The following is a 15,943-nucleotide window of genomic DNA, read 5'->3' on the forward strand; positions in this document are numbered from 1 at the left end:
GGTCTATGTCTCGCAAGGCGGCGGCGGGGTGTTCGTGGCGCTGGACACGCCGATACCGGCCGACGCGCCGTCGAAGGGCGCGTTCGCCGTGGCGTTCGGCAAGCGCGGGGAGCTGTGGGTCTGCGGCGGCGATTACAAGAACCCGCGCGGGGAGGGCGTGAACCTGGCCTGGCTGGCGCCGGGCAGCCTGACCTTCGAGCCGGTGGCCGCGCCGGCCGGTTATCTGTCGGGGATCTCGGTCAAGGGCGAGACGGTGATGGCCACGGGGTTGGCGGGGACCATCGTGGCCCGCGACGGCCGGACCTTCCAGCGGGTGTCGGAGGCGCCGATGAACAGCGTGCGGCTCACGTCCAAGAAGACGGCCGTGCTGTGCGGGCCGAACGGGACGGTGGGGCTTTGGCGGGGGTGAGGCTTTTCCCTCTCCCCTTGCGGGAGAGGGGGGCCCGGAGGGCCGGGTGAGGGGTTTCTCGGCGCATCTAGCGCGACCCCTCATCCGACCGCCTGCGGCGGCCACCTTCTCCCGCAAGGGGAGAAGGGAACCACTCCCCGATCCCCGCGTTCCCCCGTCATGCTGAAGCTCGCTGCTGTCCTGCTCGCCCTGATGATCCTGTTCGGGATCCTGGGTTTCGTCGTCAACGTCGCCGGCGCCATCACCAAGGCGGCGTTCTTCGTCTGCCTGATCGCCCTGGCGGTCTCGCTGGTGATGAAGGCGATGAAGAAGGCCTAGGCCCCGGCAAAAAGCGCCGGGGCGCGGCTGGCGCAGGTCGAGGAAGCCGTGCAGCGCAAGATCAAGGACGCCATGGAACTGGCCCAGGAGGAGGGCAAGCGAAAGGGCGCCGAAACCGGGCAGGTGAGCGTGCCCCAGTTCGTCGACTTCAGCGTCTAAGGCGATTTTTTCCTCCGATCTCTCCGGCGAATGCCGGGGTCCAGATCGAAGGCGCGGCCTAGGCCGTCTGATCGAAGCGTCGGAGCGAGAACACCCAAACCTCCCAGAATGTATCTGGGCCCCGGCATTCGCCGGGGAGGTCGGGAGTAAGGTGTGGATGCGTTGATCCAACGCATTTACGCCCATTCACGAATCCCCCTTTCCTTCCGCGCCTCCATCCCCTATATCCCCGCGTTCACGATTACATCGGCGGAGCGCTTTGTCGCGTCCGTATGTACGCCCCGAGGCGCGGTCAGCCGCCCTCCGACCAGCGCGAAGGGGCGCCCGTCAGGCTTCCGGTCCCGGTCGCCCGGCAGGGGAATTCCAGCGTCCGCGGCTCTCCGAGCAGGAGAGAAGCGAGGGTGGACGCCAAGGCAATTCGAACTCACGCGCGGACTCCATCCGCGCCCAGGGAAAACACATGGCGCAATCCTTCACCGGCAAGAAGCGGATCCGGAAGTCGTTCGGCCGCATTCCCGAGGCTGTGCAGATGCCGAACCTCATCGAGGTTCAGCGCTCCTCCTACGAGCAGTTCCTTCAGCGCGAGGTCCGTCCGGGCCAACGCCGCGACGAGGGCGTCGAGGCGGTCTTCAAGTCGGTGTTCCCGATCAAGGACTTCAACGAACGCGCCGTCCTGGAATACGTCTCGTACGAGTTCGAGGAGCCCAAGTACGACGTCGAGGAATGCATCCAGCGCGACATGACCTTCGCCGCGCCGCTGAAGGTCAAGCTGCGCCTGATCGTCTTTGAAACCGAAGAAGAGACCGGCGCCCGCTCGGTCAAGGACATCAAGGAGCAGGACGTCTACATGGGCGACATCCCGCTCATGACGGACAAGGGCACCTTCATCGTCAACGGCACCGAGCGCGTCATCGTCTCGCAGATGCACCGCTCGCCGGGCGTGTTCTTCGACCACGACAAGGGCAAGACCCACGCCTCGGGCAAGCTGCTGTTCGCCGCCCGCGTGATCCCGTACCGCGGCTCGTGGCTGGACTTCGAGTTCGACGCCAAGGACATCGTCTACGTCCGCATCGACCGCCGCCGTAAGCTGCCGGCCACCACCTTCCTCTATGCCCTGGGCATGGACGGCGAAGAGATCCTGACGACCTTCTACGACGTCGTCCCGTTCGAGAAGCGCGCGGGCGGCTGGGCCACCCCGTACAAGCCCGAGCGCTGGCGCGGCGTGAAGCCGGAGTTCCCGCTGGTCGACGCCGACACCGGCGAGGAAGTCGCTCCGGCCGGCACCAAGATCACCGCCCGCCAGGCCAAGAAGTTCGCCGACGGCGGCCTGAAGACCCTGCTGCTGGCGCCGGAAGCCCTGACGGGCCGCTACCTGGCCCGCGACGCGGTCAACATGGCCACCGGCGAGATCTACGCCGAAGCCGGCGACGAGCTGGACGTCCCGACGATCCAGGCCCTGGCCGACCAAGGCTTCGACACCATCGACGTGCTGGACATCGACCACGTCACGGTCGGCGCCTACATGCGCAACACCCTGCGCGTGGACAAGAACGCCATCCGCGAGGACGCGCTGTTCGACATCTACCGCGTCATGCGTCCGGGCGAGCCGCCGACGGTGGAAGCCGCCGAGGCCATGTTCAAGTCGCTGTTCTTCGACGCCGAGCGCTACGACCTGTCGTCGGTGGGCCGCGTGAAGATGAACATGCGTCTCGAGCAGGACGTCTCGGACGAGGTCCGCATCCTGCGCAAGGAAGACGTCCTGGCCGTGCTGAAGGTCCTGGTGGGCCTGCGCGACGGTCGCGGCGAAATCGACGACATCGACAACCTGGGCAACCGCCGCGTCCGCTCGGTGGGCGAGCTGCTGGAAAACCAGTACCGCGTCGGCCTGCTGCGTATGGAGCGCGCCATCAAGGAACGCATGTCGTCCGTCGACATCGACACCGTGATGCCGCACGACCTGATCAACGCGAAGCCCGCCGCGGCCGCCGTCCGTGAATTCTTCGGCTCCTCGCAGCTGTCGCAGTTCATGGACCAGACGAACCCGCTGTCGGAAATCACCCACAAGCGTCGTCTGTCGGCCCTCGGCCCGGGCGGTCTGACCCGCGAACGCGCCGGCTTCGAAGTCCGCGACGTGCATCCGACCCACTACGGCCGGATCTGCCCGATCGAGACGCCGGAAGGTCCGAACATCGGTCTGATCAACAGCCTCGCGACCCACGCCCGCGTGAACAAGTACGGCTTCATCGAGAGCCCGTACCGTCGCGTGAAGGACGGCAAGCCGCTGGACGAAGTCGTCTACATGTCGGCGATGGAAGAGTCGAAGCACGTCATCGCCCAGTCGAACATCAAGGTCGACGGCGGCGAGATCGTGGAAGACCTGGTTCCGGGCCGCATCAACGGCGAACCGACCCTCCTGCAAAAGGAGACGGTGGACCTGATGGACGTGTCGCCGCGCCAAGTCGTGTCGGTGGCCGCCGCCCTGATCCCGTTCCTGGAAAACGACGACGCCAACCGCGCCCTCATGGGCTCGAACATGCAACGTCAGGCCGTGCCGCTGGTGCAGTCCGACGCCCCGCTGGTCGGCACCGGCATGGAAGCCGTCGTCGCCCGTGACTCGGGCGCGGTCGTGATCGCCAAGCGCACCGGCGTGGTCGAGCAGATCGACGGCACCCGTATCGTCATCCGCGCCACGGAAGAGACCGACCCGGCGCGTTCGGGCGTCGACATCTACCGCATGTCGAAGTTCCAGCGCTCGAACCAGTCGACCTGCATCAACCAGCGTCCGCTGGTGAAGGTGGGCGACAAGATCCGCGCCGGCGACATCATCGCCGACGGTCCGTCGACCGAGCTGGGCGAACTGGCCCTGGGCCGCAACGCGCTGGTCGCGTTCATGCCCTGGAACGGCTACAACTTCGAAGACTCGATCCTGATCTCCGAACGCATCGTCCGTGACGACGTCTTCACCTCGATCCACATCGAGGAATTCGAAGTCATGGCCCGCGACACCAAGCTGGGTCCGGAAGAAATCACCCGCGACATCCCGAACGTCGGCGAGGAAGCCCTGCGCAACCTCGACGAAGCCGGCATCGTGGCGATCGGCGCCGAGGTCCAGCCGGGCGACATCCTGGTCGGCAAGGTCACGCCGAAGGGCGAGAGCCCGATGACGCCGGAAGAAAAGCTGCTGCGCGCCATCTTCGGTGAAAAGGCCTCCGACGTCCGCGACACGTCCCTGCGTCTGCCCCCGGGCGTCGCCGGCACGATCGTCGACGTGCGCGTCTTCAACCGTCACGGCGTCGACAAGGACGAGCGCGCGCTCGCCATCGAACGCGCCGAGATCGACCGCCTGGGCAAGGACCGCGACGACGAGTTCGCGATCCTGAACCGCAACATCTCGGGCCGCCTGAAGGAACTGCTGATCGGCAAGGTCGCCGTGTCGGGTCCCAAGGGCCTGTCGCGCGGCGAGATCACCGCCGACGCGCTGTCGCAGATCCAGCCGGGTCTGTGGTGGCAGATCGCTCTGGAAGACGAAAAGGCGATGGGCGAACTCGAGTCGCTGCGCCGCCTGTTCGACGAGAACCGCAAGCGCCTCGACCGTCGTTTCGAAGACAAGGTCGACAAGCTGCAGCGCGGCGACGAACTGCCTCCGGGCGTGATGAAGATGGTCAAGGTCTTCGTGGCGGTGAAGCGCAAGCTGCAGCCGGGCGACAAGATGGCCGGCCGTCACGGCAACAAGGGCGTCATCTCGCGCATCCTGCCGATCGAGGACATGCCGTTCCTCGCCGACGGCACGCACGTCGACGTCGTTTTGAACCCGCTGGGCGTGCCTTCGCGCATGAACGTCGGTCAGATCTTCGAAACCCACCTGGGCTGGGCCTGCGCCAATCTCGGCAAGCAGATCACCAACCTGATGGAAGACTGGCAGGCCGGCGGTCAGAAGCAGGCGCTCATCGACCGCCTGCGCGACATCTACGGTCCGGACGAAGAGCTGCCGGAAACCGAGGAAGAGCTGATCGAGCTGGCCAAGAACCTCGGCAAGGGCGTTCCGATCGCCACGCCGGTGTTCGACGGCGCGCGCATGAGCGACATCGAGAACCACCTCGAAATGGCCGGGGTCAACCCGTCGGGCCAGTCGATCCTGTACGACGGCCTGACCGGCGAGCAGTTCAAGCGTCCGGTCACGGTCGGCTACATCTACATGCTGAAGCTGCACCACCTGGTCGACGACAAGATCCACGCCCGTTCGATCGGTCCGTACTCGCTCGTCACGCAACAGCCGCTGGGTGGTAAGGCCCAGTTCGGCGGTCAGCGCTTCGGGGAAATGGAAGTGTGGGCTCTGGAAGCCTACGGCGCGGCCTACACCCTGCAGGAAATGCTGACGGTGAAGTCCGACGACGTGGCCGGCCGGACCAAGGTCTACGAGTCGATCGTCCGCGGCGACGACACGTTCGAAGCCGGCATCCCGGAAAGCTTCAACGTGCTGGTCAAGGAAATGCGCTCGCTCGGCCTGAACGTCGAGCTGGAGAACAGCTGAGTCGACTGAGGCTCCTCCCCCGCGATGCGGGGGAGGTGTCCCGGAGGGACGGAGGGGGCCAGTTCGGCCGATCTCCAGCTAGCCCCCTCCGACGGCTCCGCCGCCACCTCCCCCGCACGCGGGGGAGGAGCGCTCTAAAGAGAATTTTTCGCGGGAAACCCCGCAGAAGGAACCAAGATGAACCAGGAAGTCCTGAACATCTTCAATCCGGTCCAGGCCGCTCCGACCTTCGACCAGATCCGCATCTCGCTGGCCTCGCCGGAAAAGATCCGCTCGTGGTCGTTCGGCGAGATCAAGAAGCCCGAGACCATCAACTACCGCACGTTCAAGCCCGAGCGTGACGGCCTGTTCTGCGCCCGTATCTTTGGCCCGACCAAGGACTACGAATGCCTGTGCGGCAAGTACAAGCGCATGAAGTACAAGGGCATCATCTGCGAAAAGTGCGGTGTTGAAGTCACCCTGGCCCGCGTCCGTCGCGAGCGCATGGGCCACATCGAACTGGCCTCGCCGGTCGCCCACATCTGGTTCCTGAAGTCGCTGCCCTCGCGCATCGCCATGATGCTGGACATGCCGCTGAAGGACATCGAGCGCGTCCTCTACTTCGAATACTACATCGTCACCGAGCCGGGCCTGACGCCGCTGAAGCAGCACCAGCTGCTCAGCGAAGACGACTACATGCGCGCCCAGGAAGAGTACGGCGACGACAGCTTCACCGCCGAGATCGGCGCGGAAGCCATCCAGAACCTCTTGAAGGCGATCGACCTCGAAAAGGAGGCCGAGAAGCTGCGCGAGGAGCTGGCGGGCAACCCGTCGGACATGAAGCAGAAGAAGTTCTCCAAGCGCCTGAAGATCCTGGAAGCCTTCCAGGAAAGCGGCAATCGTCCGGAATGGATGATCATGACCGTGGTGCCGGTGATCCCGCCGGAACTGCGTCCGCTGGTGCCGCTGGACGGCGGCCGCTTCGCGACCTCGGACCTGAACGACCTGTATCGCCGGGTCATCAACCGTAACAACCGCCTGAAGCGCCTGATCGAGCTGCGCGCCCCCGACATCATCATCCGCAACGAAAAGCGGATGCTGCAGGAGTCGGTCGACGCCCTGTTCGACAACGGCCGTCGTGGTCGTGTCATCACCGGCGCCAACAAGCGGCCCTTGAAGTCGCTGGCCGACATGCTGAAGGGCAAGCAAGGCCGCTTCCGTCAGAACCTGCTGGGCAAGCGCGTCGACTACTCGGGCCGTTCGGTCATCGTGGTGGGTCCCGAGCTGAAGCTGCACGAGTGCGGCCTGCCCAAGAAGATGGCGCTGGAGCTGTTCAAGCCGTTCATCTACGCGCGCCTGGACGCCAAGGGCCTGTCGGGCACCGTCAAGCAGTCCAAGCGCATGGTCGAGCGCGAGCAGCCGCAGGTGTGGGACATCCTCGAAGAGGTGATCCGCGAGCACCCGGTCCTGCTGAACCGCGCGCCGACGCTTCACCGTCTGGGCATCCAGGCGTTCGAGCCGAAGCTGATCGAGGGCAAGGCCATCCAGCTGCACCCGCTGGTCTGCGCCGCGTTCAACGCCGACTTCGACGGCGACCAGATGGCCGTGCACGTCCCGCTGAGCCTGGAAGCTCAGCTGGAAGCGCGCGTCCTGATGATGTCGACCAACAACATCCTGTCGCCCGCCAACGGTCGCCCGATCATCGTGCCGTCGCAGGACATCGTCCTGGGCCTGTACTACCTGTCGGTCGCTCGCGAGGGTGAGCCGGGCGAAGGCAAGATCTTCGCCGACCTGGGCGAAATCGAAGCCGCGCTCGACGCCGGCGTCGTCACGCTGCACGCCAAGATCAAGGCGCGCTACACCGAGATGAATCCGGAAGGCGAGATGGTCCGCAAGGTCATCGACACCACGCCGGGCCGGATGAAGATCGCCGCCCTCTTGCCGCGTCACCCGCAGATCGGCCACCGCCTGATCGAAAAGGCGCTGACCAAGAAGGAAATCGGCAACCTGATCGACATCGTCTACCGCCACTGCGGTCAGAAGGCGACGGTCATCTTCGCCGACCAGGTCATGGGCCTGGGCTTCAAGGAAGCCGCCAAGGCGGGCATCTCGTTCGGTAAGGACGACATCATCATCCCGGCTCGCAAGACGCAGATCGTGGAAGAGACCCGCAAGCTGGCCGAGGAGTACGAGCAACAGTACGCCGACGGCCTGATCACCAAGGGCGAGAAGTACAACAAGGTCGTTGACGCGTGGGCCAAGGCCACCGACCGCGTCGCCGACGAGATGATGGCCGAGCTTCAGATGAAGCATCGCGACGAGAACGGTCGCGAAAAGGAAATCAACGCCATCTACATGATGGCCCACTCCGGCGCCCGGGGTTCGCAAGCCCAGATGAAGCAGCTGGGCGGCATGCGCGGCCTGATGGCCAAGCCCTCCGGCGAGATCATCGAGACCCCGATCGTCTCGAACTTCAAGGAAGGCCTGACCGTTCAGGAGTACTTCAACTCCACCCACGGCGCCCGTAAGGGTCTGGCCGACACCGCGCTGAAGACGGCCAACTCGGGTTACCTGACCCGTCGTCTGGTCGACGTCGCGCAGGACTGCATCATCGTCGAGGAAGACTGCGGCACGACCAAGGGCATCACCCTGCGCGCCGTGGTCGAGGGCGGCGACGTGCTGGTCTCGCTGGGCGCCCGCGTCCTGGGTCGTTTCACCGCCGAAGACGTCAAGGATCCGGCGACCGGCGAGCTGGTCGTGCCGGCCGACACCTATATCGACGAGAACATCGCCGACGCCATCGAGGCCGCGGTCGTTCAGTCGGTGAAGGTCCGCTCGGTCCTGACCTGCGAAGCCAAGATCGGTGTCTGCGGCGCCTGCTACGGCCGCGACCTGGCCCGCGGCACCCCGGTGAACATCGGCGAAGCGGTCGGCGTCATCGCCGCCCAGTCGATCGGTGAGCCCGGCACGCAGCTGACCATGCGGACCTTCCACATCGGCGGCACCGCCCAGGTGGCCGAGCAGTCGTTCTTCGAAGCCAGCAACGACGGTACGGTCCGCGTGATCGGTCCGACGGTCGTCGGCGCCGACGGCGCTCTGGTCATCATGAGCCGCAACACCACCGTCAGCGTGCTGGTCGACGGCAAGGAGCGCGAAACCTACAAGCCGCCGTACGGCGCCCGCCTGCGGGTCAAGGACGGCGACACGGTCAAGCGCGGCCAGCGCCTCGGCGATTGGGACCCCTACACCACCCCGATCATCACCGAAGTGGCCGGCAAGATCCGCGCCGAAGACCTGGTCGACGGCCTGTCGATCCGCGAGGAAGTCGACGAAGCCACCGGCATCGCTCAGCGCGTCGTCGCCGACTGGCGGACCTCGGCCCGCGGTTCGGACCTGCGTCCGGCCATGGGCGTGCTGTCGGAAGACGGTTCGTACAAGCGTCTGTCGAACGGCGGCGAGGCTCGTTACCTCCTGTCGGCCGGCGCCATTCTCTCCGTCGCCGACGGCGACGAGGTGAAGCCGGGTGAAGTGATCGCGCGTATCCCGACCGAAGGCGCCAAGACCCGGGACATCACCGGTGGTCTGCCGCGCGTCGCCGAGCTCTTCGAAGCCCGCCGTCCGAAGGACTGCGCGGTCATCGCGGAAATGGACGGCCGTGTCGAATTCGGCAAGGATTACAAGAACAAGCGCCGGATCAAGATCACGCCGGACGTCGACGCCGACGGCAACCAGCCCGAAGCGGTCGAGTTCCTGATCCCGAAGGGCAAGCACATCGCCGTCCACGACGGCGACTACATCACCAAGGGCGAGTACATCATCGACGGCAACCCGGATCCGCACGACATCCTGCGCATCCTGGGCGTCGAGGCCCTGGCCAACTTCCTCGTCGACGAGATCCAAGAGGTCTATCGTCTGCAGGGCGTGCCGATCAACGACAAGCACATCGAGACGATCGTTCGTCAGATGCTGCAGAAGGTCGAGATCCTCGAGCCCGGCGACACCGGCCTGATCAAGGGTGACCACCTTGATAAGCCGGAGTTCGACAAGGAACAGGAAAAGGCGATCGCCCGCGGCGGCCGTCCGGCTGTGACCCAGCCGGTGCTGCTGGGCATCACCAAGGCCTCGCTGCAGACCAAGAGCTTCATCTCGGCCGCCTCGTTCCAGGAAACGACGCGCGTCCTGACCGAAGCCTCGGTGCACGGCAAGACCGACACCCTGGAAGGCCTGAAGGAAAACGTGATCGTGGGTCGTCTGATCCCGGCGGGCACGGGCTCCTACCTGCGCAGCCTGCAACGCGTCGCCGCCAAGCGCGACGAACAGCTGGCCCAGCAGCGCGAGGAAGCGATGGAGCCGCTGCCGGCCGAGATCGCCACCGCGGACGCCGAATAGGCGTCCGCGCCTCTCGGAACTCGGATGCCGCAAGGCATCCGGGGGACGCCGAATAGGCGTCCGCGCCTCTCGGAAACTCGGATGCCGAAAGGCATCCGGGGGACGCCGAATAGGCGTCGGCGCCTCTCGGAACTCGGATGCCGAAAGGCGTCCGGGGGACGCCGAATAGGCGTCGTCGCCTGAGTGACTACGGAAAGGCCCGGGAGCGATCCCGGGCCTTTGTCGTTGGGGGTGCTGGAACACCCTCTCCCGCTGGGAGAGGGCGAGGGGAAGCGAGCCTACGGCGCGATCAGCGGGTGTCCGCGCCTTCTCCCGGAGAGGGGAGCCATCCTTACATCTCACGGCCGGCCCCGCCTCGCGGACTCCCTAGGACCGCTAACCCGCCAGAGTCGACGTTGACGAGCCTTCCTTCGGGCTATCCCGGCAGAGCGTAATGCTCTTCCGCCAGCCGCTTGCGAATAACCTTCTTGTCGATCTTCCCCGTCGCGCCCAGCGGGATGTCCTCGACGAACAGCACGTCGTCGGGGGTCCACCACTTGGCGATCTTGCCTTGCAGGAAGTCGAGGAACTCGATGCGCGTCGCGGTCTCGCCGGGCTTCAGCTTGATCAGCAGCACGGGGCGCTCGTCCCACTTGGGGTGGGGCACGCCGACCACGGCGGCGAGGGCGGCCTTCGGGTGGCCGACGGCGATGTTCTCGATCTCGATCGTGCTGATCCACTCGCCGCCCGACTTGACCACGTCCTTGGCCCGGTCGGTGATCTGCATGAAGCCTTCGGGATCGATCGTGGCGACGTCGCCGGTGTCGAAATAGCCCTCGTCATCCAGGATGTTCCCGCCCGCGCCCTTGAAGTACTCGCCCGCGATGATCGGGCCGCGGATCTTCAGGTGGCCGAAGGCCTTGCCGTCGTGGGGCAGGGGCTTGTCGTCGTCGTCCTTCAGGCAGATCTCGACGCCCAGCGGCGGGCGACCCTGCTTCAGGCGCCAGGGCATCTGCTCATCGTAGGGGAGCTTGCTGAGCGCCTCGGTCATCACCGACAGGGTGCCGACCGGCGAGGTCTCGGTCATGCCCCAGGCGTGCACGACCTCGACGCCGTAATTGTCGTGGAAGGCGCGGATGATGCTCTCGGGGCAGGCCGCCCCGCCGATCACCACCTTCTTCAGGGTGGTGATCTTGCCGTTGGTGCTTTCGAGGTGATGCAGCAGCATCTGCCAGACGGTGGGCACGGCGGCCGAGAAGGTGACGCCCTCGGTTTCCAGCAGCTCGTGGATCGAGGCGCCGTCCATCTTGGCGCCGGGCATGACCATCTTGGCCCCGGTCCCCGGCGCGGAGAAGGTCACGCCCCAGGCGTTGGCGTGGAACATCGGCACCACCGGCAGCACCACGTCCTTCTGCGACAGGCCCATCACGTCGGGCTGCAGGGTGATGAAGGTGTGCAGGAAGTTCGAGCGGTGCGAGTAGAGCACGCCCTTGGGATCGCCCGTCGTGCCCGAGGTGTAGCAGAGGCCCGCGGCGGTATCCTCCGGGAAGCCGCCCCAGGCGACGTCGGGCGAGTGCTGCTCGACCAGATCCTCGTAGCACAGCAGGCCCTTGAAGCCGGGCGCGTCGCCGGCCGGGGTGAAGTCGGCCGGCATGTGGTCGCGGTCGGTGAACACCACCACGTGCTCGACGCTGGGGATGTGATGCAGGATCTGCTTGAGAATCGGCAGGAAGGTCAGGTCGGTGAAGATCATCCGGTCGCCGGCGTGGTCGGCGATCCAGGCGATCTGCTCGGGGAACAGGCGCGGATTGAGGGTGTGGCAGATCATGCCGACGCCCATGATCCCGTACCAGGCCTCCATGTGCCGGCCGGTGTTCCAGGCCAGGGTCCCGATGCGGTCGCCGGGATTCATGCCTAGGGCCAGCAACGCGTTCGACACCCGCTTGGCGCGGTCGCGCATCTGGCCGTAGGTGGTGCGCACGATCGGCCCCTCGACGGACCGGCTGACCACCTCGCGATCGGCGTGCCAGCGCGCCGCGTGGTCCATGATCTTGTCGAGGGTCAGCGCCCCATGCTGCATCAGCCCATACATCGGCTGTTTCTCTCCCGGTTGATTATCGTTGTTCAGGAGAAGCTAGAGGGACGCGCGCCATTGTGCAATGCGGCGCCACTGTAGGACGAGGGGCCGTCATCCCCGCGAGCTGGCCGACTGTTGGCCGTCGCCTTGGCCGGCCGCCTAGGGGCGCGGCTCGTGGGCCGGCTCGACCTCGTCCTTCAGCGCCTCGCGTTTGGCGTCATAGCCGTCGGGATCGTCGTACAGCGTCTTGGCCGCCTTCTCCGAGACCGGGTCGTTGGCGCGGTTGCGGGTCCTGTACTGGATCACCCCGTAGATCAGGGCCAGAAGCAGCAGGACGGTGCCCACGCCCCAGAGCAGTTCGGGCTGGAACATCGCCGCCTCCTACCGCTTGTCGTCGACGTGCTCGGGCTTGCCCTTGCGCTTGGTGTGGGCGAACTCCTCGAGCTCCTTCTCGCTCATCGACATCATCGACTTCGACGCGCCCTTGAGCTCGCTCTTGGGCGTCTCGCCGCGCTTGGCGGAGAGGGCGGCGCCGGCGGCCTTTTGCTGGGCGGCGGACTTGGCGGGCATGGGATCCTCCTGGGCTTTGTGCGGTCACACACGCCTGTCCAACGCGCCGTCATCAGGTCCGTTCTGCGAATTATCGCGTGGCGGTCTCGCGCTCGGTACGGGGGAAAGCTTTTGTTAACCAACGCATGGCGAGGTCTATCTTCAGTTGAGCGGCTCGATTTGAGTTGAGTTGCGTGGGAGTCCCCCTGTGCGTGCAGTCTTCATCAAGGGGGGGTCTCAATACGACGCCACCCGTCTGTTCATCGACGAAATGGCCGCTGCGTTCCGCCGGCGAGGACACGAAACGACTGTCATCGACGGTGTGGTCGATGCGGACCTGAGAGACGTGTTCGCCGCCGCGGCGGCTCAGGGGCAAACCGACCTCGTCTATACGATTAGCCTGTTCGGCGACTTCCGCGACGAACGCGGGCGTTCGGTCGCCCAGATCTTCAACGCGCCGCATGTGCTGCAGTACGTCGACTATCCTTTGACCCACCTGAACACGTTGACGGACACCGCGCCCGAGACGGCGCTCCTGACGGTGGATCCGACCCATATTGACGCTGTGCGGTCGACGTTCGGGGAGGACCACGTCGCCCACCTCGCCTTCTGTCCACACGCCGGTGTCGGCGAACCCGTAGAACTGGACGCCGATCCCGACGCCTTCGCCGCGCGGCGGCCCCTACCGATCCTGTTTCCCGCGTCGTTCTACAAGCTGGGGGCCCCGACGTGGGCGGCCGAAGGTCCCGACATCACCCGCATCTTCGACAGCGCGCTCGAAATCGCCCTCGGCGCCGAGTTCATTCCCGCCTTGGACGCCGTCGACCAAGTCCTGCGCGGGATGGGCCAGGATCCCGCCGACCCGCGCTACGAAATGCTTCGGCGCTATTCGTTCATGGTGCATGAGCACGTCCGCAAAGTCCGGCGCATGCAACTGCTGGAGGCCGCCGGAAAGGCGGGCTTGCCGGTGTTCTGCGCGGGATTCGGCTACGACGCGTGGATCGAGAAGTATCCGAGCCTTCGCCTGGCGCCGGCCATGAGCCTGACCGACGTGGCCGAGTTCATGGGGCGGTCTCGGGTGGTGCTCAACGCCAACGCCAACTTCGGGTTCGGCTCGCATGAGCGGCCGCTGACGGCGATGCTGGCGGGCGCGGCCGTGGCCTCCGACCATAGCGCCTGGTGGGCCGAGCAATTCGTCGAGGACGAGGACCTTCTGCTCTACCGCTGGCGCGACCTGGACGCGGGCGTGGCGCGCATCGCCGCCCTGGCCGAGGATCCCGAGGCCGCCTGGCGGATGGGGCGCAACGCCCAGGCCAAGGCCGCGGCCGGCCACCGCTTCGACAACCGCGTCGACACGGTGATCAACGCCGCCGCCGCCATCCAGGCGCGCCAGCTATGCGACCGATTGATGCGGCCTTCCCATATGACAGCGGTTTCGCACTGATCTTAATCAGTTTTCAGCCGCCTTCCCGCTGCGCGGCCTCGCCGAGCTGGTCCAGCGGTTCCGCGTCGGCAGGGCGTGGCGGTTCAGACGCGGCGGGCGGCTTAGAGCCGCCCCAGCCCCTCGACCAACGCGTCGAACGCCGCGCGATAGCGGGCGACGCCGCGCAGGTCCTCGTGCATCACCACCCATAGCGGCAGCTCGAAACTGAAAAGATCGGGCGTGACGCGGACCAGGGCCGGGTCGTGTCTGGCGATCTCGACCTGGCAGACGCCGACGCCGTAGCCCGCTCGGATCGCGGCCAGCTGGGCTAGGTCGCTGTCGGTGCGCAGGGAAAAGGCCTCACGGGTCAGTCCGGGCATGCGGCCCAGCACCGCCCGCACCGCCGGCGTCTCGGTGTCCACGCCGATCAGGTCATGGGTCAGCAGGTCGTTCGCCGTGGTCGGAACCCCGCGCGCCGCCAGATAGTCGCGGTGGGCGTGGAAGCCCAGGGTGACCGCCCCGACCTTGCGCGCGACCAGGGCCTGCTGGGTCGGCTCGACCATCCGCACCGCGATGTCGGCCTGGCGCTGCAAGAGGTCGCTGACCGCGTTGGAGAGGACCAACTCGATCGCCAAGGCGGGATGATCCCCGCGCAGCGCGGCCAGGATCGGCGGCAGGTGTACGGCGCCGACCACCTCGCTGGCGGTGATCCGCACGGTTCCGGCGACATCCTCGCTCCCCGACGCCGCCCGAAGCAGGGCGGCCGAGGTGGCGATCAGGCTTTCGGCGTGGCCGCGCAGAGCCAAACCCCGGTCCGTGGGCGACAGGCCTCTCTGCGAGCGGACGAACAGCTTGCCGCCGACCGCCGCCTCCAGGGCGTCGATGTGGCGGGCGACACTGGGCTGGGTCATGCCCAGGGCCCGCGCCGCCCCCGACAGCGAGCCCTCGCGCAGCACGAAGGCGAACGTGCGGAAGAGGTCCCAGCTCGGATCGGTGCTCATCTATTTACGTATAGCTGGCCCAGAATGATATTCAATTTATGAATGGTGGGCTCGCCGTCATCTTGGCCTCACGCAAATGGAGGCGAACATGAACGGCAAGACGGCTTTGGTGCTCGGGGCGACGGGCGGGATCGGCGGGGAAGCGGCGCGGCGGCTGCTGGCCGGCGGCTGGCGGGTGCGGGCCTTGGTCCGCGGCGTCGAGGCGGTCGCGCGGCTGCCGGGGATCGACTGCCGGCTCGGCGACGCCATGGTCCGCCAGGACGTGGTCGAGGCCGCCGAGGGCGCCAGCGTGATCGTCCACGCGGTCAATCCGCCGGGCTATCGCAACTGGGCGGGACTGGTGCTGCCGATGATCGACAACACCCTGGCCGCCGCTCGCACCCATGGCGCTCGCGTCGTTTTGCCGGGCACGGTCTACAACTATGGCCCCGACGCCTTCCCGCTGATCGGCGAGGACGCGCCCCAGGCCCCGACCACCCGCAAGGGCGCCATCCGCGTCGAGCTGGAGCGCCGGCTGCAAGCCGCCGCCGAAGCGGGGGAGGCGAGGGCGCTGATCGTGCGCGCCGGAGACTTCTTCGGGCCGCGCGCCGCCAACAACTGGTTCAGCCAGGGGATCGTCGCGCCGGGCGCGCGGCCCAAGGCGATCCAGGATCCGAACACCCCCGGCGTCGGCCACCAGTGGGCCTATCTGCCCGACGTCGCCGAGACCATGGTCCAGCTGATCGAGCGGGACGACCTGGAGGACTTCGCCCGCTTCCACATGGCCGGCCATTGGGACCCGGACGGGACGGCGATGATCGCGGCGGTCGTCCGGGCGCTGGGCGCCCCGGCCGTTCGGGTCAAGCCGCTGCCTTGGGCGGTCCTGCGCCTGGCGGGGCTGTTCGCCGAGACGCCTCGAGAGCTGTTGGAGATGCGCTACCTGTGGAAACAGCCGGTGCGGCTGGACGGGGCCAAGCTGGCGGCTCGGTTGGGCGGGGAGCCGCATACGCCTCTGGATGGGGCGGTGCGCGAGACGTTGCGAGGGATGGGGTGTCTGTGAAGGGGCAAGGTCCGCTGAGGGGGTGAGCGGATTTCGCTTCCTTCTCCCCTTGCGGGAGAAGGTGTCAGCGAAGCTGACGGATGAGGGGTT

At 66.6% G+C, this 15,943-nt stretch carries 9 protein-coding genes and 1 pseudogene; 6 read left to right on the forward strand and 4 right to left on the reverse strand.

The annotated features are described in order from the left end of the window. From AX690_RS23185 to rpoC, 4 genes and pseudogenes are all read left to right on the forward strand, one after another. Positions 1-409 (forward strand): annotated as a pseudogene (locus AX690_RS23185) (photosystem II stability/assembly factor-like protein); the annotation flags it as partial. Between the two features lie 159 nt (positions 410-568). After that, on the forward strand, positions 569-727 hold the full coding sequence (locus AX690_RS21985; RefSeq protein WP_082769475.1) for a hypothetical protein: 159 nt from the start codon (positions 569-571) through the stop codon (positions 725-727). 619 nt (positions 728-1,346) lie between these two features. Continuing rightward, positions 1,347-5,417, forward strand: a complete 4,071-nt coding sequence (gene rpoB / locus AX690_RS03455) for a DNA-directed RNA polymerase subunit beta (RefSeq protein ID WP_066687170.1) — start codon at positions 1,347-1,349, stop codon at positions 5,415-5,417. Between the two features lie 177 nt (positions 5,418-5,594). After that, positions 5,595-9,785 carry a DNA-directed RNA polymerase subunit beta' gene (gene rpoC / locus AX690_RS03460; RefSeq protein ID WP_066687172.1) on the forward strand — a complete coding sequence of 1,397 codons (4,191 nt, stop codon included), beginning with the start codon at positions 5,595-5,597 and terminating at the stop codon, positions 9,783-9,785. Positions 9,786-10,200: 415 nt separating this feature from the next. On the opposite strand, the gene AX690_RS03465 is transcribed toward rpoC, so the two are convergent. The 3 genes from AX690_RS03465 to AX690_RS03475 form a co-directional block, all read right to left on the reverse strand. After that, positions 10,201-11,856, reverse strand: a complete 1,656-nt coding sequence (locus AX690_RS03465; RefSeq protein ID WP_066687174.1) for a long-chain-fatty-acid--CoA ligase — start codon at positions 11,854-11,856, stop codon at positions 10,201-10,203. Between the two features lie 144 nt (positions 11,857-12,000). Beyond that, positions 12,001-12,213, reverse strand: a complete 213-nt coding sequence (locus AX690_RS03470) for a hypothetical protein (protein ID WP_066687178.1) — start codon at positions 12,211-12,213, stop codon at positions 12,001-12,003. A gap of 9 nt (positions 12,214-12,222) precedes the next feature. Continuing rightward, a complete protein-coding gene (locus tag AX690_RS03475; protein WP_066687181.1) occupies positions 12,223-12,411 on the reverse strand; it encodes a DUF3008 family protein in 189 nt (62 codons plus the stop codon). A gap of 187 nt (positions 12,412-12,598) precedes the next feature. Here AX690_RS03475 and AX690_RS03480 point away from each other — a divergent pair, with 187 nt between their 5' ends. Continuing rightward, a complete protein-coding gene (locus AX690_RS03480) occupies positions 12,599-13,834 on the forward strand; it encodes a glycosyltransferase (RefSeq protein WP_082769476.1) in 1,236 nt (411 codons plus the stop codon). Positions 13,835-13,935: 101 nt separating this feature from the next. Here the strand turns inward: AX690_RS03480 and AX690_RS03485 are convergent, their stop codons facing one another. Then, positions 13,936-14,814, reverse strand: coding sequence for a LysR family transcriptional regulator (locus tag AX690_RS03485; RefSeq protein ID WP_066687186.1), 879 nt, complete (start codon positions 14,812-14,814; stop codon positions 13,936-13,938). An 88-nt stretch (positions 14,815-14,902) separates the two neighbouring features. Between AX690_RS03485 and AX690_RS03490 the strand changes: the two genes are divergently transcribed. Beyond that, the gene (locus AX690_RS03490) at positions 14,903-15,853 is read left to right on the forward strand and encodes an NAD-dependent epimerase/dehydratase family protein (RefSeq protein ID WP_066730290.1); all 951 of its coding nucleotides are present in this window, start codon (positions 14,903-14,905) and stop codon (positions 15,851-15,853) included. Positions 15,854-15,943 lie beyond the last annotated feature (90 nt).

The sequence above is a fragment of the Caulobacter sp. CCH9-E1 genome (assembly GCF_001556515.1).
Lineage (GTDB): Bacteria > Pseudomonadota > Alphaproteobacteria > Caulobacterales > Caulobacteraceae > Caulobacter.